The organism is Rhodothermus marinus, assembly GCF_009936275.1.
Taxonomy (GTDB): domain Bacteria; phylum Bacteroidota; class Rhodothermia; order Rhodothermales; family Rhodothermaceae; genus Rhodothermus; species Rhodothermus marinus_A.
This window is the reverse complement of the sequence record NZ_AP019797.1, coordinates 2,543,109-2,562,374: the sequence shown is the minus strand read 5'-3', so window position 1 is coordinate 2,562,374 and position 19,266 is coordinate 2,543,109. Positions and strand designations below refer to the sequence as shown.

19 protein-coding genes are annotated in these 19,266 nt (G+C 65.6%); 8 read left to right on the top strand and 11 right to left on the bottom strand.

Annotation, left to right across the window (positions count from 1 at the left end; genetic code table 11):
• The first annotated feature begins 16 nt into the window (after positions 1 to 16).
• The 3 genes from lepB (GYH26_RS11115) to GYH26_RS15365 all read left to right on the top strand — a co-directional run bounded on the left by lepB (GYH26_RS11115) (position 17) and on the right by GYH26_RS15365 (position 2,471).
• Entirely contained in the window at positions 17 to 1,135 is a 1,119-nt protein-coding gene (gene lepB, locus GYH26_RS11115; RefSeq protein WP_161541707.1) for a signal peptidase I, read from the top strand.
• A 9-nt stretch (positions 1,136 to 1,144) separates the two neighbouring features.
• Positions 1,145 to 2,215 (top strand): signal peptidase I, encoded by a 1,071-nt coding sequence (lepB, locus tag GYH26_RS11110; protein ID WP_161541706.1) that lies wholly within the window; start codon positions 1,145 to 1,147, stop codon positions 2,213 to 2,215.
• 124 nt (positions 2,216 to 2,339) lie between these two features.
• Positions 2,340 to 2,471, top strand: a complete 132-nt coding sequence (locus tag GYH26_RS15365; protein WP_012844533.1) for a hypothetical protein — start codon at positions 2,340 to 2,342, stop codon at positions 2,469 to 2,471.
• A gap of 4 nt (positions 2,472 to 2,475) precedes the next feature.
• On the opposite strand, the gene GYH26_RS11105 is transcribed toward GYH26_RS15365, so the two are convergent.
• The 4 genes from GYH26_RS11105 to xseB form a co-directional block, all read right to left on the bottom strand.
• Complete coding sequence (locus GYH26_RS11105; RefSeq protein ID WP_012844532.1) at positions 2,476 to 3,441, bottom strand: L,D-transpeptidase; 966 nt, start codon at positions 3,439 to 3,441, stop codon at positions 2,476 to 2,478.
• 71 nt (positions 3,442 to 3,512) lie between these two features.
• Positions 3,513 to 3,644, bottom strand: coding sequence for a hypothetical protein (locus tag GYH26_RS15360; protein ID WP_262886180.1), 132 nt, complete (start codon positions 3,642 to 3,644; stop codon positions 3,513 to 3,515).
• 5 nt (positions 3,645 to 3,649) lie between these two features.
• Positions 3,650 to 4,153, bottom strand: a complete 504-nt coding sequence (locus GYH26_RS11095; protein WP_161541705.1) for a hypothetical protein — start codon at positions 4,151 to 4,153, stop codon at positions 3,650 to 3,652.
• Positions 4,154 to 4,208: 55 nt separating this feature from the next.
• A complete protein-coding gene (gene xseB, locus GYH26_RS11090; protein ID WP_161541704.1) occupies positions 4,209 to 4,445 on the bottom strand; it encodes an exodeoxyribonuclease VII small subunit in 237 nt (78 codons plus the stop codon).
• A gap of 79 nt (positions 4,446 to 4,524) precedes the next feature.
• On the opposite strand from xseB, the gene GYH26_RS11085 reads away from it, so the two are divergent.
• Entirely contained in the window at positions 4,525 to 5,301 is a 777-nt protein-coding gene (locus tag GYH26_RS11085; RefSeq protein ID WP_054683241.1) for an SDR family NAD(P)-dependent oxidoreductase, read from the top strand.
• Here the strand turns inward: GYH26_RS11085 and GYH26_RS11080 are convergent.
• Complete coding sequence (locus tag GYH26_RS11080; RefSeq protein ID WP_161541703.1) at positions 5,293 to 6,039, bottom strand: acyl-[acyl-carrier-protein] thioesterase; 747 nt, start codon at positions 6,037 to 6,039, stop codon at positions 5,293 to 5,295. The genes GYH26_RS11085 and GYH26_RS11080 overlap by 9 nt on opposite strands.
• Before the next feature lie 72 nt (positions 6,040 to 6,111).
• Between GYH26_RS11080 and GYH26_RS11075 the strand changes: the two genes are divergently transcribed.
• A complete protein-coding gene (locus GYH26_RS11075; RefSeq protein WP_161541702.1) occupies positions 6,112 to 6,882 on the top strand; it encodes a glucose 1-dehydrogenase in 771 nt (256 codons plus the stop codon).
• Positions 6,883 to 6,959: 77 nt separating this feature from the next.
• Positions 6,960 to 8,846, top strand: a complete 1,887-nt coding sequence (locus GYH26_RS11070) for a GspE/PulE family protein (protein WP_161541701.1) — start codon at positions 6,960 to 6,962, stop codon at positions 8,844 to 8,846.
• 3 nt (positions 8,847 to 8,849) lie between these two features.
• Here GYH26_RS11070 and GYH26_RS11065 read toward each other — a convergent pair whose 3' ends face one another.
• Positions 8,850 to 11,933, bottom strand: a complete 3,084-nt coding sequence (locus GYH26_RS11065; protein ID WP_161541700.1) for a M1 family metallopeptidase — start codon at positions 11,931 to 11,933, stop codon at positions 8,850 to 8,852.
• 133 nt (positions 11,934 to 12,066) lie between these two features.
• Between GYH26_RS11065 and GYH26_RS11060 the strand changes: the two genes are divergently transcribed.
• Complete coding sequence (locus GYH26_RS11060) at positions 12,067 to 13,071, top strand: zinc ribbon domain-containing protein (protein ID WP_161541699.1); 1,005 nt, start codon at positions 12,067 to 12,069, stop codon at positions 13,069 to 13,071.
• Positions 13,068 to 13,763: a TPM domain-containing protein gene (locus GYH26_RS11055; RefSeq protein WP_161541698.1), complete on the top strand. Its 696-nt coding sequence runs from the start codon at positions 13,068 to 13,070 to the stop codon at positions 13,761 to 13,763. The genes GYH26_RS11060 and GYH26_RS11055 overlap by 4 nt, the downstream gene beginning before the upstream one ends.
• A 3-nt stretch (positions 13,764 to 13,766) precedes the next feature.
• Here GYH26_RS11055 and GYH26_RS11050 read toward each other — a convergent pair whose 3' ends face one another.
• Genes GYH26_RS11050 through GYH26_RS11030 form a run of 5 tightly spaced genes read right to left on the bottom strand, consistent with a single transcriptional unit; the run spans position 13,767 to position 19,262 of the window.
• On the bottom strand, positions 13,767 to 14,189 hold the full coding sequence (locus GYH26_RS11050) for a VOC family protein (protein WP_054684349.1): 423 nt from the start codon (positions 14,187 to 14,189) through the stop codon (positions 13,767 to 13,769).
• A gap of 19 nt (positions 14,190 to 14,208) precedes the next feature.
• A complete protein-coding gene (locus GYH26_RS11045; protein ID WP_161541697.1) occupies positions 14,209 to 17,181 on the bottom strand; it encodes a sigma-54-dependent transcriptional regulator in 2,973 nt (990 codons plus the stop codon).
• A 21-nt stretch (positions 17,182 to 17,202) separates the two neighbouring features.
• A complete protein-coding gene (locus GYH26_RS11040) occupies positions 17,203 to 17,544 on the bottom strand; it encodes an SUF system Fe-S cluster assembly protein (protein ID WP_012844519.1) in 342 nt (113 codons plus the stop codon).
• A 14-nt stretch (positions 17,545 to 17,558) separates the two neighbouring features.
• Positions 17,559 to 18,002, bottom strand: coding sequence for a SufE family protein (locus tag GYH26_RS11035; RefSeq protein WP_161541696.1), 444 nt, complete (start codon positions 18,000 to 18,002; stop codon positions 17,559 to 17,561).
• Positions 18,003 to 18,005: 3 nt separating this feature from the next.
• A complete protein-coding gene (locus GYH26_RS11030) occupies positions 18,006 to 19,262 on the bottom strand; it encodes a cysteine desulfurase (protein ID WP_161541695.1) in 1,257 nt (418 codons plus the stop codon).
• Positions 19,263 to 19,266: the final 4 nt, after the last annotated feature.

Sequence of the window (19,266 nt, the reverse complement as noted above, 5' to 3'; positions counted from 1 at the left end):
CAGACCCTCCCGAGCCTTGGCAGCCACGCATCCCGAATCGACCACGCAGCGCACCCGGAAGCGTCGGGGCCGCGTCGATACGCCGAGCGCGCCTTCGGCCGATGGGCAGGCCCGCCCTCCCAAAAGCAAGCTCCGCGAGTGGGTCGAGGCGCTGGTCTTTGCCCTGGTGGTCATGCTGGTGGTGCGCACGTTTCTGTTCGATCTCTTCCGCATTCCCACGCCTTCCATGGAGAAAACCCTCCTGGTGGGCGACTACCTGTTCGTCTCCAAGCTGCACTACGGCGTGCGCACGCCCATCTCGCTGGGCATCCCGTTCACCAAAATCTACGTGCCGGGCCTCACGCTGCCGCACACGCGGCTTCCAGGTTTTACCGAGATCGAGCGGGGCGATGTGATCGTGTTCAACTATCCACCGGAGGACCTGCCGATCGATCGCAAGACGCACTACATCAAGCGCGTGGTGGGATTGCCAGGCGATACGCTCTGGATTCAGAACAAGGTGGTCTACGTCAACGGCGAGCCGCAGTCGCTGCGGCCCACCATGCAGCAGTACTGGCGGGTCATCAAAAGCGATCCGCGCATCATGCTTCCAGAGGTGCGCCTGGCCGAGCTGGGCATCGAGGAGGTGCAGCCCACGCCGGACCCCCGGCAGGTGCTCATCATGGCCACGCCCGGAGCGGCCGAGGCCATCGCCCAGTGGCCCTACGTGGAGCGCGTGGAGCCGCTGGTGATTCCGCGCGGCGGCACCTACAGCGACCTGATGTATCCACCGGGGATGGGCTACTCGCCGGATAACTACGGGCCGGTGGTCATTCCGGCGCAGGGATTGAACGTCACGCTGACGGAGGAGAACTGGCCCTATCTGGAGCCCGTGATCCGGCGCTACGAGGGGCACACGACCGGTCGCCAACAGGACGGCACGTTCCTGATCGACGGCCGCCCGGCCACCACCTACACGTTCCGACAGGATTACTACTTTGTCATGGGCGACAACCGGGACAATTCCGAAGACAGCCGCTTCTGGGGATTCGTCCCGATGGACCACGTGGTAGGAAAAGCGCTGTTCATTTACTTCTCCTGGGACGGTCGGCATCATCTACCGCGTCTGAACCGGCTCTTCAAACCGATCCGCTGACGTGTCGTGATGGTGGGGCGGGAACGTAAGGAGCTGGCGGAACAGGCCGGAGACGTGCCTGTGCAGTCGGGCCGGTGGCGGCAGCGCATGCGCGACTGGCTGACGGCCCTGGGGCTGGCCGTAGCGCTGGCGTTGCTCATCCGGATTTTTGCGCTGGAAGCCTATCGCATCCCGTCCCCTTCGATGGAGCAGACGCTGCTGGTGGGCGACTTCGTGCTGGTTTCCAAGCTGCACTACGGACCCCGGATGCCCATGTCGCTGGGGTTGCCGTTCACGGCGTGGTACGTGCCGGGCGTAGAGCTGCCCTACCTGCGGCTGCCGGGCTTTACCGAGATCCGGCGGGGCGATGTGATCGTGTTCAACTATCCCGTCGAGACCGGTCCGATCGATCGCAAGACGCATTACATCAAGCGCGTGGTGGGATTGCCGGGCGATACGCTCTGGATCCGGGACAAAGTGGTTTACGTCAACGGCCGGCCGCTTCCCGATCCCGACCTGGTGCAGCAGCGCTGGATGCTCCAGCTGCGTCCGGGTGCACTGCTTTCTCCGGATTCACTGCGGGCTCTCGGCGCCCGTAACGTTTCGCGCTCGGCCTACCGCGCCGGTCTGTTGTTTTTCGATGCCACGGTGGCGGTAGCCCGCCACATTGCCCACCTGAGCGCGGTCGATACGTTGCGGCCGTACTCGGCCGCAGCCCTGCTCCAGGGAGCGGCCGCCCGTAAAGCCCGCCGGGAAGAAGACCGAGGACCGATCTACATTCCCGGACGTGGTGATACGCTCTACCTGACGCCCCGCACCTGGCCGTTCTATCGAGAGTTGCTCATTCGCTTCGAAGGGCACCAGATCTATCCCCGGCCCGATGGCACGTTCCTGATCGACGGACGTCCCGGCCGTTTCTGCGTGATCCGCCAGGACTACTACTTCGTCATGGGCGACAACCGGGACAACTCGCTCGACAGCCGGGCCTGGGGCCTCGTGCCGGCCGACCACGTCGTGGGCAAAGCCCTGCTGGTCTACCTGTCCTGGGATCCTGAACAACACCGCATTCGCTGGGATCGGCTGTTTCGTCCTGTGCGCTGACGTGGGCAAAAGGTGCACAAGCTGAAGACGCCGGCGCGCCCGGATCAGGGCATCAGGGCGCGCCGGGGCATCGGGAACGGTTTTCGCTGTCCGGATCTGTAGCATCTTTCAACCGGACAGACCGATGCGGGCGTTACATTTGCACTGGTGGCCGTCGGCACGGATACGATGGGGGCGGTTACGTTTTTACCTGCTCCTGGCCGGCTGGTATCTGCTGCTGATCGGGGTGATCTGGGCCGTCGGCCATTACTTCTGACGCGTCAGCGCGAGGTGCCGGCCCCCTCCCGCGCCTTCCTCAATTTGTCGAAGTACTCCTGCTGCGGCGTGCCCGGCGGCACGTCGTAAGGATGATTGGGCAACTCCACCCGCTTCAGCACCGGGTACTGCTTCTTGAAAATGAACGGGCGGGGCCGTCCCACCGGATCTTCGCCGATCACCAGCACGGTCGTGCCCTGCTTGATGATCTTCCCCCTGCGCGATGCGATGCCGGTGCCGCCCGCCGTCGTCTGCCAGGGATCGGCCCAGTGAAAGACCCACTTCGCATCGGCGTCGATCAGGCGCACGCAGCCATGACTGTCGGGTCCACCGGTCGGCATCGGGTATTGATGCACGTGAATGCCCCGTGCATCGTGGAAGTTGAAGACCCAGTACATCTCCCAGGGTTCACCGGGCGGACTGAGTGAAGAGACACGGTATTCTTCCTTCCAGTTGAAGTTGAAGCGGCCGTTGGGCGTCGGGTTGTCGGGTGCGCCCGTATTGATCACGCCCCAGCGCACCAGCTTGCCGTATTCGTAGGCCCCGAAGGCCTGGATGGATTTGTCCATGATGAAGAGCTTGTCGAAGTCCCGGCCGCCCGGATAGTAACGGGGAAACGGCGAGTAGGCGCGAAAGTCCAGATCGAACCGATTGGGGATGACCAGCGTGTCGCCGATTTCCAGGTTGCGGATGAGCACGCGGTTGAGCAATTCCACCAGCCGGGCCCGCTTTTTCCCCAGCTCCAGATCACCATCGCCCAGCTCCTTGTAGAGCGTGTTGCGGGCCAGCACATTGTTGCCCGAGCTGTGGTGGAGGATGTAGTAGTGGTACTGGACTTCGGGAATGGCGTCGAGGTCCTCGTACTGATGCTCCAGGATGTCTTCCAGCGCCGTCTGGTTGATATAGTCCTGGGCCTGCAATGCCGAGGGCAGCAGGCAAAGCAGGAACAATGCGAAGACACCGCGACGCATAGCGATTCCCGGGATGAATGCATGGGTTCAGGTTTTCTGACAAAGCCGATGGCTCGGTCGCTGTTCCCGGTTCAAGGGGCCCGGCACCCTTCCGACATGATAAAAAGGAGCAACAGCGAGCCCAGCAGGATCTCGCGCCGTTCGGCTTCGGCGTGGACGAACCAGTGCAGAAGTCGATCGAAAAACCCGTTGAGCAGCGCCATGGCGGTCAGGTCTGCGGCGCCAGGGCAAAGACGCGGGCGTGCCAGCTCCGGCCGGCCGGTTTTTCGAAGGCGCCGCGGCGCAGCACGTCGACGGTGGTCAGCGACAGATCGAAGACGGGCGTTTCGGCGGTGACCTTGCCCTCGGCGATCAGGCGACGAAACTGACCACGGGTGGCGTGCTGCACGGTGCCTTCAGCGTCCCGGTAGAAAATCACCAGCGGCGAAACCCAGGCGATGCCCAGCTTCCGGGCGGCTGCTTCCACGGCCCGCGTGGCGGCATCGATGCTGCAACCGGAGATCTCGCCGCCCGGCACGTATCCGGCCAGCAGCAGGAAGCGGTGATGCAGCACGGCAGCCTGTCCCCGGACCGGCAGGCCGTGCGCCGTCCATTCCTTCAGGAAAGGCGTAAGAGTCTCCAGCAGCGTCTGGCTTTCGGCGTCAGAAAGGGGCCGATCGGCCGCGAAGATCCACAGCCGGGCCTCGTCGGGAAGTTCTGTGAACAACGTCATGATCGGTCTGGACTGGTGTAACGCCGGGCTTTAAACGCCCGGCAGGGCCAGGGGATCAATCCGGGCTTTCCGGATGGTCCTCACCGTCCAGCGAGAGTTGCTGAATGCGCAGTTCGGCCGTGCGGAGCTGCTCCAGACAGTACCGGGCCAGTTTGAGCCCTTCCTCGTAGGCCAGAATGGAAGCCTCCAGATCCAGCCGGTCATCTTCCAGATGTTGCACGATCTCCTGCAGACGCGTCAGCGCCGCTTCGAACGAGAGGTGATCGTCGGAAGGGATCGGGGTGTGATCCATAATGCCCGGCGTTTCTCGTTTACTTGCGCATCGCAGAAAATATGCAGTAGCTTCCGCAGGAAAGCAAGTCGATGAGACAATGGATCTGGGTTTACACGGAAAAGTAGCGATTGTGACGGGTGCCAGCCGGGGAATCGGCCAGGGGATCGCCCGGAGTCTGGCCGCCGAAGGATGCCGGCTGGTCATCTGTGCGCGGGGTGCCGAAGCGCTGGAGGCCACCGCCGACATGCTCCGGGAGCAGGGGGCCGAAGTCGTGGCGATCACGCTGGACGTGACGCAGCCGGAAGCCGGCACGCAACTGGTACAGACCGCTCTTGAGCACTTCGGTCGGGTGGACATCCTGGTGGGCAATGCCGGAGGCAACCGCCGGGGCTATTTCGAGGAGACCTCCGAGGACGACTGGTCGGCGTTGATCGAGCTCAACCTGCGGGCGCATCTGCGCTGCGCCCGGGCCGTGATTCCGGTCATGAAGCAGCAGGGCGGCGGGGCCATCGTGTTCATTGCTTCGATCTTCGGGCGTGAGGCAGGCGGACCGGGGCTTTCCATTTACAACAGCACCAAGTCGGCGCTTATCAGCGCGGCCAAGATCCTGGCGCTGGAGCTGGCACCCCACAACATTCGCGTCAACACGGTGGCGCCGGGCTCGATCCGCTTTCCGGGCGGGAGCTGGGACCGGCGGATGCGCGAGGACCCGGAGGGCACCCGCCAGTTCATTGCGCAGAACATTCCGATGGGGCGCTTCGGCACGGTGGAGGAGGTGGCCGACGTGGTGACGTTTCTGGTGTCGGAGCGGGCCCGCTGGGTCACCGGAGCCTGCATCAATGTGGACGGCGGCCAGTCACGTTCGTTAATCTGAAGCCGCCCAGACGGTCAGGGCCTCGGCCAGGAGCTGGCGATCCGGGTCGCGTGTGAAGCGGTGGCGCAGCCGATTGGGTTCCAGCGGCCAGCTTTCTACGACGACCGCGTCGTCCAGGCGTGCTTCGCTGCGAAAAGTGATGACCAGCGTCTGCAGCGGACGGGCGCGCTGCGTATCGGGCAGGGCGTCGAGCAGCCAGGCCAGATAGCGGGTGTTGTTGGCGTGGCCGTTGCGATCCAGGTCGCTGAAGCGAACGCGTACGGTGTCGCTCCAGCGTGGCGGTATCTCGGGCACGGCAGGCAGGGCGGTTTCTGGAGGGACCGGCGAAGTGGCCTCACCGCGCAGGCGCAACACTTCGGGCGGGAGTCGGACCGGCCGTCGGCGCACCGGATCGACAAGCAGCCAGGCCGAAAGCCCTTCGGCCAGCAGGCAACCGTTTTCGTCACGCACGGCGTAGGCACGGAGGGCCCGCAGGCCCCGGTGACCGCACGGCCAGGTATCGACATGGACGGTCTCGGCCCACGCTGGCCGCCTGTGGAGTTGCAGCCGGAGCTGGTGCAGGACCCAGAAGACCGGGTGGCCTTCCACCTGGAGAAAGGCCACCTCCAGCGCCGCCGCGTGGCGACTGGCCGCTTCCTGCAGATAGCCGGCCAGGGCCGGCAGCGAAAGCAGCCCGTCCGAAGCCACGTCGAACGAGCGCACGCGCAGCGTTTCGGTCCAGCGAAGCGAAGTCGTCATGAAATCGGCACCCTGCTTTGCAAGAAAGGTAGGACTTCGGGATCGTCTGCAACGCAAAAAACCGGTGAACCCATGGCTGTTCAGGAAAAAGTCGCGCTGGTAACCGGCGGAGCGCAGGGCATCGGACGCGCGATCGTCGCGCGGCTGTTGCGTGAGGGCTGGCGGGTGACCTGTCTGGACATCGACGCGGAGGCCGGCGCCGAACTGCTGGAAGACTTTCGCGTCGAGGCCGACGTGCTCCGCTTCGTGGCGGGCGATGTAAGCCGGGAGGACGACGTGCAGCGGGCGGTGGCGGAGACGATCCGGGCCTGGGGGCGGCTCGACGGGCTGGTCAACAATGCCGGCATCGCGCAGCCCTACCACGAGCCAGTGGAGCGCCTGTCGCTCGAAGTCTGGAACCGGGTGCTGAGCGTCAACCTGACGGGGTGTTTTCTGTGCGCGCGTGCCGCGGTGCCCTATCTGCGGCAGCAGCGAGGCGCCATCGTCAATATCGCTTCCACGCGGGCCTTTCAATCGGAGCCCAACACCGAGGCCTATGCCGCTTCCAAAGGCGGCGTGGTGGCGTTGACGCACGCACTGGCCATCAGCCTAGGACCGGCCGTACGCGTCAACGCGGTAGCCCCGGGATGGATCGAGGTGAGCGACTGGCAGAAGCGAAGCCGACGGCGAGCGCCCGAGCTGCGGCCTGTCGATCACGCGCAGCACCCGGTGGGACGCGTAGGCCGTCCCGAAGACGTGGCCGCCCTGGTGGCCTTTTTGCTGTCCGAGGAAGCCGGCTTCATCACGGGGCAGACGTTCATCGTGGACGGCGGCATGACGCGCAAAATGATCTACGTCGAATAAACGTCGCTTTAGAAAAAGCGCGATCGGCCGATTCTCTGAACAGGATCGATCCGTATGAACTCGTATCCGGGAAAAACATGTCCGAGAATCGGCCCCATTCCGAACCGTTGCCTTTCGTGGAGCCGTCAGCCGCGGGCGATGACGTCAACGAAGCAGAATTTTCGCTGACCGATCTGAGCGATCCGGTCATTATCATGCTCCTGTTTCAGGAGCTGGTCCGTGAAGAACAGGTGCGGAAGGCCTGGGAAAAGTGGCGTCAGCTCGACAGAGACCGGCGTCGGCCGCTCTGGCGCGTCCTTACCGAGATCGACGGCATCAATCCCGAGGTCGTCTATGCGACGGCGGCCGAGGTGTACGGCTTCAAGACGGCCCGTATCGATCGGGCTCAGGTGTTGCGTTTCCTCCGGGATCAGCGCCAGCGCTTCACGCAGGAGCAATGGAACTGGATGCAGCGGGAGCGGGTGTTGCCGATCGGGCAAGAGGTAGATGCCGAGCGCGGCGTGATGCGCTGGCTGCTGGCCACGCACGATCCGACCCGTCCCAACCTGCACCGCCAGATCGCCTGGCTCGGGATCGATCGCTTCGAGCTGCGCTATGCGCCGGCTTCGTCCATTGAACAGATTTTTCAGGAGGCCTTTCCCAGACGCAACGAGTATCTGGAGCGCGTGCAGCAGGAAGGCAGCGCGGTCGATCTCGGAATGAGCTATGAGGAAAATACCGAGCTGATCGACGAGGAGTCGCTGGAGGCTGAAATTAACCGCTCCAAGCTGATCAACCTTTTCGAAGCGACGCTCGTCGAAGCCGTCCGCCAGGGCGCCTCCGACATCCACATCTTCCCGAACCACGATCGGAAGGTCGAAATTCACTTCCGCATCGACGGCGAGCTGCACCGCTGGCACCTGGAGGACAAGGTGCATCCCGAGGCGTTTCTGGCCGTGGTGAAAGACCAGGCGGGTGGGGTGGACCGCTTCGAGCGGGAAAAAGCGCAGGATGGTTTCATCCAGCGCTGGATCGACGACCACCTCATCCGCTTCCGCGTCTCCGTGCTCCCGATCGCCACGGCCAGCTTCGATGTGCGCGCCGAGTCGATCGTCATCCGCGTGCTCGACGACCGCAAGGTCATCAAAGACCTGCGGCTGCTCGGGCTTTCCGAGCGGGCGCTGGAGCGCTTCGAGTGGGCGATCCGCCAGCCCTACGGCATGGTGATCGTCACCGGTCCCACCGGCAGCGGTAAAAGCACCACGCTCTACGCCGCCCTCCACCAGGTCGTCAGTCCGCGCAAAAACGTGCTGACCGTCGAAGACCCGGTCGAGTATATCATCCCCGGCGTGCGCCAGATCAAGCTGAGCCACAAGCTGGGACTGGAAGACGCGCTGCGGGCCATCCTGCGGCACGACCCCGACATCGTGATGGTCGGTGAGATGCGCGACCGCCAGACGGCCGAGCTGGCCATCAAGCTGGCCAACACGGGGCACCTGACGTTTTCGACGCTGCACACGAACGACGCCCCCAGTGCGGTGAGCCGGCTCTACAAGATGGGGATCGAGCCGTTTCTGATTGCCTACGCGATCAACCTGGTCGTAGCCCAGCGCCTGATCCGGAAGCTCTGTCCGAAGTGCCGGGTGCCGGACCCGGATCCCGATCCGGTGCTGCTGATGCGGCTCGGCTTTACAGAAGAACAGATCGCCCGCACCACGTTTTACAGAGCCGGCCAGAATCCGCGCTGTCCGGTCTGCAAAGGCGTCGGCTACAAGGGGCGGCGGGCGATCACCGAGACGCTCTGGTTCTCCCGCGCCATTCGCCACATGATCGTGGCCGCCCGCGACGCGATCGACGAAGACGCGCTGCGCGAGCAGGCGATCAAAGAGGGGATGCAGACGCTGCAGGAGGCCGCCCGCGAGGTCGTGCTGGCCGGCGAAACCACCGTCGAGGAAATGCTGGCCACCGTGGCCTTCGAAGGCTGAGGGTCAACGCCCGACCACGATGCCCAGCATCCATCGGAAGCGCAGCGCGTCGCGCTCGCCGAGCAGGTCCGGATCGCTGACCCACAGCGGCACCCGCAGGCGCAGCCGCAGGTCCTGCAGCAGTTCCGACAGGGCCGTCCAGCGCCGCAGGCCGGGCAGATCGCTTACGTTATAGCCGAGGCCAACGCCCGCGTCGGCCAGAAAACGATCCCAGCCGAACGTGTAGCGGCTGGCCAGCGTGGGCTCGGTGAACCAGGTCTGGCCGATTCCCAAAAAGCCTTCCAGCTGGAGCGGGCGCAGCGGACGCGGATGGAAAGGTGTCCAGCGCAGTTGCAGACTGGCGGCCATCAGCACGTTGCCCTGCACGCGCAGCGGGTCGCGCACTTCGGGACTCCAGTAAGCCACGGGACCGGGCGCTTCGAGCGGAATCAGATGAAGCGAGCGGCGGGCGTCGGCAAACAGCGCGGCCACGCTCCGGAAGCCTGCATGGCGCCAGGCCGTCTCGACCGGCGCGCTTCCCAGTCGGAAGACGCGGCTGAAGGGAAGCTGGCCATCGCCCCAGCCTGCCTGTCCATGCAGCGTCGCCCGCAAAGTGGGGCGGCGCACGAAATGCCAGTGCAGATCGAGCACTCCCCGGGTTGCTCCTTTGCCGTTTTCGCCTTCACCGGTTTCCAGTAGCGCCTCCAGTTGCCCGAAGGGACGTTCGATGCGATAGCGCAGTCCGGTCCACACCAGATGCATACCGGGCGTCCACACCGGGACGTTTTCGAAAGCGAAAGTGCGAAAGCCCGGCGTGTACTGGTGGGTCAGCTCCAGCGTGAACGTCCCATAGTCGTGGCCCAGGGCCGCCCAGCGACCCAGTGTGTGCGTGAGGCCGATGCGGTTTTCCAGCACGCCCAGGTGCTTTTCGAGCTGCAGGTGCCAGCGGGTGCGGGGGGCCAGCCGATCGCTGTAGCGCAGCGTGTAGTCGATACCCGCCCACCAGGCGTTGCGGTCGCGCACCCAGGGACGCTCCGGTCTTCGGCCGTTGCTGAGCAGCACTTCAGGCCAGAGCTTCAGCGTAAGTAGCGCTTCATGACGATCGAAGAAGTAACGGCCGCGCAGCTGCATCCCGATGCCGGGACCGAAGTCGTAGGCATAGGCGGCCAGCGGACGCCACGTGGCCAGATAGACGGCCGGATCGAACGAAAGTGGCTGCAGAAAGGAAACCCGCAGCGGAAACGGCCAGGTGTTGTTCAGCCGGTCGTGATCGGGTGTGCGCTGGAGCGGGTCCAGCTCGGCCCGTACGACCCGGGCCGGCAGTGTGAGCGTCAGTGTGTAGCGGGGGAACGTCCACAACCACGGCTCGGCCACGATCCAGTCGGAGGGCACCGGCTTATGGCCCTGAGCCAGGCCGAGCGGCACGTGCACCCACTGCATGCGGCCGTCGGCAAGCGTCAGCCGAATATCGACCGGCAGAAACATGGATCCCCGGCGATGGAGCCGGAGCGTCACGCGCCAGCCCTCCGGCGTGCGCTGCTGCGTGGTGACCTCCAGCGCGTCGTCGTAGGTGTACGTGCTGTTGGTCAGCTGCTCGAAAAACCAGTCCAGCCGCAGGCCGCTGACCTGCTCGGCGACTTTTTCGACGTCGTAGGGATTGGGATGGCGCAGGCCGTAGGTGTGGAAATAGGCCCGCAGGAAGGCGTCGCGCAGCGAATCGGAGAGCACATAGCCCAGCAGGTCGAGTAGCATCTCACCGCCGGGGTAGGCGGCCACGCTGTAGGCAGCGTTGGAAGCGAACCAGTCGGCGGGCGTGTTCAGGCGCTCGAAGAGGCCCATTTGCTGCAGGCGCACGACGCTCAGCATGGCATCCCGGTGATCGGGCGCCTGGCCCAACAGGTGTGCGACGGCTTCGGTGGTGGCCCAGCTTGTGAAGCCTTCATCCATCCAGGCATAGGCGTTCTCGTTAGAGGCCAGTACGCCGTAGAACCACTCGTGCGCCGCTTCGTGGGCCGTCACACCCAGCAGCGAAAACGGGCTGCGGTGTCCCGTGATGAAGTTGATCATCGGGTATTCCATGCCGCCGTCGCCCGCCTGCACGACGGTGAACTGCGGGTAGGGGTAGCGTCCGATGCGCCGGCTGTAGTAGCGAATGAGCCAGGGCACCCACTGGCGCATGGGTTGCCAGCGCTCGGCCACGTCAGGCTGAAAGAGCAGGTGGTAGGTGACGCCCAGGCTGTCGTCGTGCCAGGCTTCGTGGATGTAGTCCGGGTCGGCCGCCCAGGCGAAGTCGTGCACATTCTCGGCGTGGAAGTGCCAGGTGAGCGAGTCGCCCGGTGTGCACTGCAGACCGGCCTCGCGCGGGTCGAAGCGGGTCCAGCTCCGGCTGTTGATGCGGTCATAACCGTGGCCGACTTCGTCGGCATTGAGCAATATGCCCGTGGCGCCGATCGTGTAGCAGGCGGGCAGCGTGATGCGCACGTCGAACGTGCCGAAGACCCCATAGAACTCCCGGCCGATGTACGGATCGGGATGCCAGCCGCGCCCGTCGTAGGCGGCGATCTTCGGATACCACTGGCTCATCGAAAAGTCGATCCCTTCGGCATTGTCGCGGCCGCTCCGACGCGTCTGCAGCGGGACCTGGGAGTGGAAGCGGATCTCGAAGACGGTCGAGTCGCCCGGTGCCAGCGGTCGGTCCAGCTCGGCCTTCAGCACCGTGTCGGTGATGCGAAACGTGAGCGGCCTGTCCTCCTGGGCCAGGTAGGTGATGCGATGAAAGCCCTGTTCGTCGGGACCGAGCCGCCAGATTTTCGGGACTACCCGCCGATCGGGATCGGGCAGGTGCCGGTTGCGCTCGGCCATCATGGACTGCGGGTGAAAGGCGTTGAAGTACAGGTGAAAAAAGACGTGACGGAGCGTGTCGGGCGAATGGTTGTAGTAGACGATCCGCGATCGGCCGCGCATGCGATGCTGCGCGGCGTCGAGGCGGATGTCCATTTCGTAGCGCACGCGCTGTTGCCAGGCGGGCGACGTCTGCGCAGCGGCAAGAGACGTAGAGAGCAACAGCCAGAGCAGGAGCACCGATGCGATCCGTACGATTGAGGGCATGGTTTTGCGGATCAGGTTTGCCGGATCGGTGGGAAAAGATACGGTGCCGCTGGTATTTTTGCCCGAACCCTGCGGGCGGGGTAGCGTTCAGAAAGGCGTGGACCGTCGTTTTCAGGAAAAGTGAACGGAATTGATGTCTGAGGCAACGCCTGTCTGTCCGGCCTGTGGCGCCCGGTTGAAGCCGGAGGCGGTGGTGTGTGATCTGTGCGGCATGCCGGTGCGGAAAAGTCCCCGGGTGCTGGTATGTGATGCGTGCGGCCACGCGAATCCGGCGGGGGCCCGTTATTGCAATCAATGTGGTGCGGCATTACCGGGCGTGCGGCCGCTGGCACCCCACGAGCAGCCTTCCGTTGCCGCCGAGACGCCGAAAGCGAAGGCAACCGGCGCAACTTCGGCGCTGCGCCCGGTGCATGTGGCCTTCATCGTGATCGGAGGGCTGTTGCTGGTGGGGGCGCTCTACCTGATCACGCTGATCAGCGGTGGACGGGGTGGATTGCCGCCGGCCGGTGCCGCTTCGCAAGCGGTGGAATTGCCGCTCCCGGAGCCCGGACCGATCCCGCCGGCAATGGCCGATCAGGTGGCTGCGCTGGAGGCCGAGATCGCCCGGCTGGACGGATCGGCCCGGCTGGAAAAACAGCAGGCGCTGGTGAACCTGCTGATCGGCATCGGACGGCCCGACCGGGCCGCGCTCGTGCAGGAGGAGATCGCCCGCCAGCTCGACACCCCGGAGGCCTGGCGACGGGCCGGTAATCTGTTTTACGACTGGATGGAAATGGTCGACGGTCCGGCCAAAACGGCCCTGGCCCGTCGGGTCATCGCGGCCTATCGGCGCGTGCTCGAAAAGGAGCCGGACAACCTGGACGTGCGGGCCGACATGGCCATTGCCTATCTGTACGATCCGGACAATCCCATGGAGGCCGTGCGCCAGACGCGGCTCGTGCTGGAAAAAGACTCCACGCATATTCAGGCCAACTTCAACCTGGGCATCATGCTGTTGCAGATCAACCGGCTCGACGAAGCCCGCGCTCAGTTCGAGAAGGTACAGCGGCTCGTCGGGCCGCGCTCACCGCTGTATGCCCAGGCCGACACGATCCTGCAGTTGATTCGTCGTCTGCAGACCAACGGTTCGACACAATGAGTCTGCTGTTTACTGAAGAAGAACTGACGCGCGTACGTGAAGCGGTTGCCGCCGCCGAGCAGCAGACCGCAGGGGAGATCGTCCCGGTCATTGTCCCGCGGAGCGGCACTTACCCCGAGACCGTGTGGAAGGGGGCGGTGCTGCTGATGCTCCCGGTGCTCGTCGTGGCGCTGACGTTCGATTACATCTACGACGGATGGGGACTGACGCTGCTGCACACCGGCTGGGGTGTGGCGCTGCTGACGGCACTGGCCGGCGTGGTGGGCGGCCTGCTGGGGGCTTATGTGGCGCCGGTGCAGCGCTGGCTGGTGGGCGAAGCCCGCATGGCCGAGCAGGTGCATCTGCGCGCGCTGCAGGCGTTCGTCGAGGAGGAGGTGTTCAACACGCGAGATCGCACCGGCATTCTGATCTTTGTGTCGCTTTTCGAGCACTGGGTGGAGGTGATCGGCGACGCGGGCATCAATCAGCGGGTGGGGCCCGACGCCTGGGCCGAGGTTGTGGATCGAATCCGGAAAGGGATCCGCGAGGGACGTCCGGTGGATGGGCTGGTGGCAGCTATCGAGCAGTGCGGACAGCTGCTGGCCGCACACGGGGTCGAGCTGCGCCCGGAAGACACGAACGAGCTGGCCGACACGCTACGCGTGCGCGGCGCGCCCTTGAAAAAACGACGGGGACGTCGGCGGAAGCGCTGAGTTTTAGCGGAGCGGCTCGATCTCCAGCACCAGACCGTCGGCGTCGCGCACGAACAGGCGCTGGTGCACCTCCTGGTAGGGATAGCCGGCCGCATCGAGACGGGCCCGCAGCGCGTGCCAGTCGGTCGCGGGCACCCGGAATCCCAGATGATGAAGGCCGCCCCGGCCGGGAATGGTCGGATGGCTCAGCTCGGGCATTTCGATGAGTTCCAGCACGTCGCGGCCGTTGGCGTCGGTCAACAGGGCCCGACGTCGACCTTTCCGGATGGGATCTTCTTCGATGATGCGCAGGTGCAGGCCGATGAGGCGCGTGTAGAAATCCACGGCGGCGTCCAGTTGCGTGGTCATGATCGCCGCATGGTCGAGCTGGACGGCCAGCGCCTCGTCGGCGACCGGTTGCATGTCGGGGCTACGGGTCGGTTGCATGGCGTTTCGGTTGGGTGATCTATGAGGTTGCGGTCGGGTTCACATCGGTACGGCGACGCTGGAAGCGGGCCGGATCGATACCCAGCCGCTTCATCTTCTTGTAGAGACCTTGGCGGGTCAGGCCCAGCGCCCGCGCCGCAGCGCTGATGCGGCCGCGGTTTTCGGCGAGCACCTGCTCGATCACCGCCTTTTCGGTGTCGGCCAGCACGGCGTCCAGCGGCTGGGTGCTGTCGAGGACGGCCCGGGCCGGGCGCGAAGGCTCGCCGCTCAGCGCGCGCTGTACGGCGGGCGAGAGATCCTTCAGGTCAATGGTGGGGACCGGCTCGCTTGCCACGAACACCAGTGCCCGCTCGATCTCGTTGCGAAGCTGGCGCACGTTGCCGGGCCAGTCGTAGCGCATGAGCGCCTCCATGGCGCGGCTCGTGATGGAGACAGCCGGAGCGCCCGGCGGCCGCAGCGTGTTCAGAAAGTGCCGCACGAGCACCGGGATGTCTTCGCGGCGCTCTCGCAAGGGCGGCACGTGCAGCGGGATGACGTTGAGCCGATAGTAGAGGTCTTCGCGGAACTTCCCCTCGCGTACGAGCGCCTCCAGGTCGCGGTGCGTGGCGGCGACGACCCGGACGTTGACGCGCACGGGACGGCGGGCTCCCAGCGGAAAGATTTCACCTTCCTGCAGAAAGCGCAGCAGCTTGGGTTGCACTTCGAGCGGCAGATCGCCGATCTCGTCCAGGAAGAGCGTGCCGCCGTCGGCCGCCCGGATGACGCCGGGGTTGGCCTGCGTGGCGCCCGTGAAGGCACCTTTTTCGTGCCCGAACAGATGGCTGTCGATCAACTCGGGCGGCACGTTGGCGCAGTTGAAGGCCACGAACGGTGCGTCTCGGCGGTCGCTGGTCGCGTGCACGGCCCGGGCGATCAGCTCCTTGCCCGTGCCGCTTTCGCCGGTAATGAGCACCGGGCTGTGGCTGCTCCGCACCCGGTAGATCTGGTGCACCAGCGCCCGCATGGCGGGGCTGGCATAGACGAAGTCTTCCAGTGGGGAGGGCAGGGGCTCGTCCGGCGTGTGCCCGTTGGCCAGCTCGCCGAACTGGCGGGCTCGCAGCAGCGCGTGGTCCAGCGCCAGCGCCACCACCGGCAGCCACGGGCGCAGCCGCGCCACGACGGCCTCCCAGTCGGAGCGTTCGGGCTCGGATACTCGGGCCGCCATGAAGAAGGCCGGGCCGGGCATCGGGCGCAGCCGCAGCCAGGCGACGCCATTCAGGAAGGTTTCGCTCTGCTCAGGCGATGGGAAGACAAGCGGTTCTGGAGCTGTGCCGTGGCTGCGGACGGTCCGCCAGTCGCCTTCCGGCATGTGCTGGAAGACGGCCAGCCAGCGGTCGGGCCAGAGCTGGCGGAGCACCTGCAACCAGGCTTCAGCCACCAGCTCCACTGACAGGGCCGCCCGGGCCAGTGCATGACCCAGTTGCGTCTCCGGAGCCGATTCGACGGGCACCACCCGGTGGGGCAGTTGCTGGAGCAGACGACAGGCTTCCTGGCGCTGTGTGGCGACGCCCAGTGCGTCGAACGTCTGCGCGGCTGCTTCCAGCAGTGCCCGCGCCTGGGAAGGATCGTTCGTGCGGACCAGCCGCGCCACGGCCAGTTGTAGCCGGGCCGTGTGGTAACGGTCGCCCAGCAGCGAGTAGGCCGAAAGGGCCTGCACGTAGTGCGCCCGCGCTTCGTCGGGCTGGCCTTCGGCCTCCAGACGCTCGCCGAGCAGCCAGAAGCGCCGGGCCGCCCAGGGGAGCAGACTGAAGTAGTTGCCGAAAGCTTCGGCCTGTTGCAGGAAGGAGCGTGCCTGTGGCAATGCCTTCTCGGCCAGCGCAATTCGGGTCTGCACAAGGAGGGCTTCGAGCACCAGCGGTTCCAGTCCGAGCTCCTGCGCGGTGCGATAGGCCCGTTCGGCCCACTCACGGGCGCGGACAGGCAGGTTCCGCGCCAGAAAATGCCGGGCCTGCAGCAGGGCCGCCCGGGTTGCCAGCAGGCGGGGCTGAACAGGAGCGGGCGAGGTCAGCGCCTGTTCGAGCAGCTGCGCGCAGGTGTCGAAATCTTCCCGGAGCAGCGCCAGTTCGGCCGCTTCGAGCAACACCGGATGCGGCGTTTCGCGCGATGTACCCGATTGCCAGCGCTGCAGCAGGCGGTCGATTTCACCCCAGGTGCCCTGACGCCGCAGCGCGGCCAGACGCGCCGCGCGCACCCATGCCAGCAGATAAGGCGGCGACATTAGCCCCGACAGCAATGCCTCGGCCGTATCGGCGGCCTCCAGGATGGCAGAAGGCGCGCCGCCCCGCGCCTGTTCGAGCAACGCCCGGTAGGTGGCGGTACGGCCCTGCAGCAGCGTGTCGGCGGCCTGTGCGGCCAGCGTCTGCAGGCGTTCCAGTTCGTGCTCGGCCCGGCGGTAGCGGCCGGTCAGCAGGGCGATCCAGACGCGCAGGTCCTGAATCCAGGCGTCGGCCTGCACGTCCGGTAACCGTTCCTTCAGCGAAGCCGCCTCGTCGAGCGCCTGCAGCGCCAGCGCGTATTCGTCGATGGTCAGATAGGCCAGGGCACGCCCGATGCGGACCCAGCAACGCCCGGCCGTGTTCAGCTCCTGCTGGAAGAAGCGTTCGGCTTCGGCCAGCAGGTTGAAGGCACGGGCGCGGTCGGCTTCACGGTTTTCGGGCCAGGCATGAAGCCAGCCCAGCCAGAGCGCCACCTCGGCCCGGACGGCAGGTGCCAGGCGCTCGCGCAGGGCTGGCGCGTCGAGCGGCTGCAGCAGTCGGTGCGTGCCGGACACGTCGTCCTGGCGCAGCAGCCGCACGCGGGCCAGCAATGCCCGCAGCAGGTGCTGCGAGGCGTCGGCCGAGGCCGGATCGGGCGGCAACGGCTCGATCAGCGGCTCGAGCATACGGGCCACCTCGCCGCTGCGCCCTTCGGCCAGCAGGCTACGCGCCAGTGCTATGGTCTGCGAGTGTCGCACGGAGTATTCCGTTGCGTTCGGTTACATCCAGCCGAGCGCCAGCCGGGCCTCGTCCGACATGCGCTCGATCGTATAGGGCGGGTCGAAGGTCAGCTCGACCCGCGCGTCTTTGACGCCGGGCACCTCCTGCAGGCGCATTTCCACCTGGCCCGGTAGCGTGCCGGCCACCGGGCAGCCCGGCGCCGTCAGCGTCATCTTGACGTAGACCGTCCGGTCCTCGAAGATTCGGATTTCGTAGATCAGGCCCAGATCGTAAATGTTGACCGGAATCTCCGGGTCATAGACGCTCTTGAGCGCTTCGATGATGGCCTGCTCCAGCTCTTTGTCGCCGAGCTGGTTGTCGATGGCAACGTAGGCGGACATAGCCAGCGGTCGGTTTAGTTGCGGGATGCCTGCAGGTAGGCCTGTGCGTAGCGGCGTATCTGTTCGATCATGGCCGCCAGGCCGTTTTTGCGCGTGGGCGACAGGTGGGCCTTCAGACCGATCTCGTCCAGAAAGTCCAGCCGCGCGTTGACAATGGCTTCCGGTGGCTGGCCCGAAAGCACGCGGATCAGCAGGGCCACCAGCCCTTTCGTGATCAGCGCGTCGCTGTCGCCTTTGAAATAGACGCGCCCGTCCCGAAACTCGGGCCGGATCCACACCTGCGACTGGCAGCCGTGAATCCGGAACGCTTCGGTTTTGTACTCCGGCTCGAGCGGCGGGAGCGACTTTCCCAGTTCGATCAGGTACTCGTACTTATCCATCCAGTCGTCAAAGAGCGCAAACTCTTCGACGAGCTGGCGCGCCCGTGCTTCGATCGTGTCGTTGTGCAGTTCCGCCATCGCTCAACGTAGCATGCGAACAACGCGGTGCAGGGCCTCGACGAGCGCGTCGATTTCTTCGCGCGTGTTGTAGAGCGCCAGCGAGGCGCGGATCGTGCCGGGCAAACCCAGTCGATCCATGAGCGGCTGGGCGCAGTGGTGGCCCGTGCGTACGGCAATGCCCATCTGGTCGAGCAGCGTGCCGGCGTCGTAGGGGTGTACCCCGTCGATGACGAACGAAAGCACGCTGACTTTATGGGGAGCCGTCCCGATCAGCCGGAGACCCGGCACCTCCTGCAGGCGCTCGGTGGCGTAACGAAGCAGTTCGTCCTCGTAGTGGGCCACGGCCGCACGTCCCAGTCCGTTCAGGTAGGCGACGGCCGCGCCCAGCCCGATGGCTCCCGCGATATGCGGGGTGCCCGCCTCGAACTTGTAGGGCAGACGGTTGAACGTGGTGCGCTCGAAGGTGACGCGCTCGATCATGTCGCCGCCGCCCTGATAGGGGGGCATGGCTTCGAGCAGCTCGGCCTTCCCGTAGAGGATGCCGATGCCCGTGGGACCGTACATCTTGTGGCCGGAGAAGCAGTAGAAGTCGCAGTCCAGCTCGGCCACGTTCACTTCCAGGTGCTGGATGGCCTGCGCTCCGTCGACAAGCACCGGAATCCCACGGGCATGCGCCATCCGGATGATTTCCCGGACCGGATTGACCGTGCCCAGTGCGTTCGACACATGGGCAATGGCCACCAGGCGCGTGCGCTCGGTCAGCGACCGTTCCAGCGCCTCCAGATCGAGCACGCCCCGCTCATCCACCGGCACCACCCGCAGCCGGGCGCCTTTCTCCTCGCAGAGCAGTTGCCAGGGGACGATGTTCGAGTGGTGCTCCATGGCCGAGAGCACGATCTCGTCCCCTTTGCCGACATGCTGGCGGCCGTAGGTGGCGGCCACCAGGTTGATGCTCTCGGTGGTGCCGCGTGTGAAGATCACCTGCGAGGGATCCGGCGCGCCGATGAAGTCGGCCACCAGGCGCCGCGCCTCGTCGTAGGCGTCGGAGGCAAGCTGACTCAGGTAGTGCACGCCGCGGTGGATGTTGGCATTCTCGCGCATGTAGAAGTCGCGGATGCGGTCGATCACCACCTGCGGCTTCTGCGTGGTGGCCGCGTTGTCGAGATACACGAGCGGCCGCCCGTCGTAGATGCGCTGATGCAGGGCCGGAAAGTCGGCCCGCACGCGCGCCACGTCGAACGTGGTCTGAAGTCCGGTGCTGTCGACGGAGGCAGGCATGATG

Coding starts and splice junctions, on each gene's coding strand:
- GYH26_RS11075 (WP_161541702.1), top strand. CDS start 6,112: ATGGCTGTTCAGGAAAAAGTCGCGCTGGTAACCGGCGGAGCGCAGGGC.
- GYH26_RS11050 (WP_054684349.1), bottom strand. CDS start 14,189: ATGCAACCGACCCGTAGCCCCGACATGCAACCGGTCGCCGACGAGGCG.
- GYH26_RS11030 (WP_161541695.1), bottom strand. CDS start 19,262: ATGCCTGCCTCCGTCGACAGCACCGGACTTCAGACCACGTTCGACGTG.
- GYH26_RS15360 (WP_262886180.1), bottom strand. CDS start 3,644: ATGGCGCTGCTCAACGGGTTTTTCGATCGACTTCTGCACTGGTTCGTC.
- xseB (WP_161541704.1), bottom strand. CDS start 4,445: ATGGATCACACCCCGATCCCTTCCGACGATCACCTCTCGTTCGAAGCG.
- GYH26_RS15365 (WP_012844533.1), top strand. CDS start 2,340: ATGCGGGCGTTACATTTGCACTGGTGGCCGTCGGCACGGATACGATGG.
- GYH26_RS11070 (WP_161541701.1), top strand. CDS start 6,960: ATGTCCGAGAATCGGCCCCATTCCGAACCGTTGCCTTTCGTGGAGCCG.
- GYH26_RS11105 (WP_012844532.1), bottom strand. CDS start 3,441: ATGCGTCGCGGTGTCTTCGCATTGTTCCTGCTTTGCCTGCTGCCCTCG.
- GYH26_RS11035 (WP_161541696.1), bottom strand. CDS start 18,002: ATGGCGGAACTGCACAACGACACGATCGAAGCACGGGCGCGCCAGCTC.
- GYH26_RS11060 (WP_161541699.1), top strand. CDS start 12,067: ATGTCTGAGGCAACGCCTGTCTGTCCGGCCTGTGGCGCCCGGTTGAAG.
- lepB (WP_161541706.1), top strand. CDS start 1,145: ATGGTGGGGCGGGAACGTAAGGAGCTGGCGGAACAGGCCGGAGACGTG.
- GYH26_RS11085 (WP_054683241.1), top strand. CDS start 4,525: ATGGATCTGGGTTTACACGGAAAAGTAGCGATTGTGACGGGTGCCAGC.
- GYH26_RS11040 (WP_012844519.1), bottom strand. CDS start 17,544: ATGTCCGCCTACGTTGCCATCGACAACCAGCTCGGCGACAAAGAGCTG.
- GYH26_RS11055 (WP_161541698.1), top strand. CDS start 13,068: ATGAGTCTGCTGTTTACTGAAGAAGAACTGACGCGCGTACGTGAAGCG.
- GYH26_RS11065 (WP_161541700.1), bottom strand. CDS start 11,933: ATGCCCTCAATCGTACGGATCGCATCGGTGCTCCTGCTCTGGCTGTTG.
- GYH26_RS11080 (WP_161541703.1), bottom strand. CDS start 6,039: ATGACGACTTCGCTTCGCTGGACCGAAACGCTGCGCGTGCGCTCGTTC.
- GYH26_RS11095 (WP_161541705.1), bottom strand. CDS start 4,153: ATGACGTTGTTCACAGAACTTCCCGACGAGGCCCGGCTGTGGATCTTC.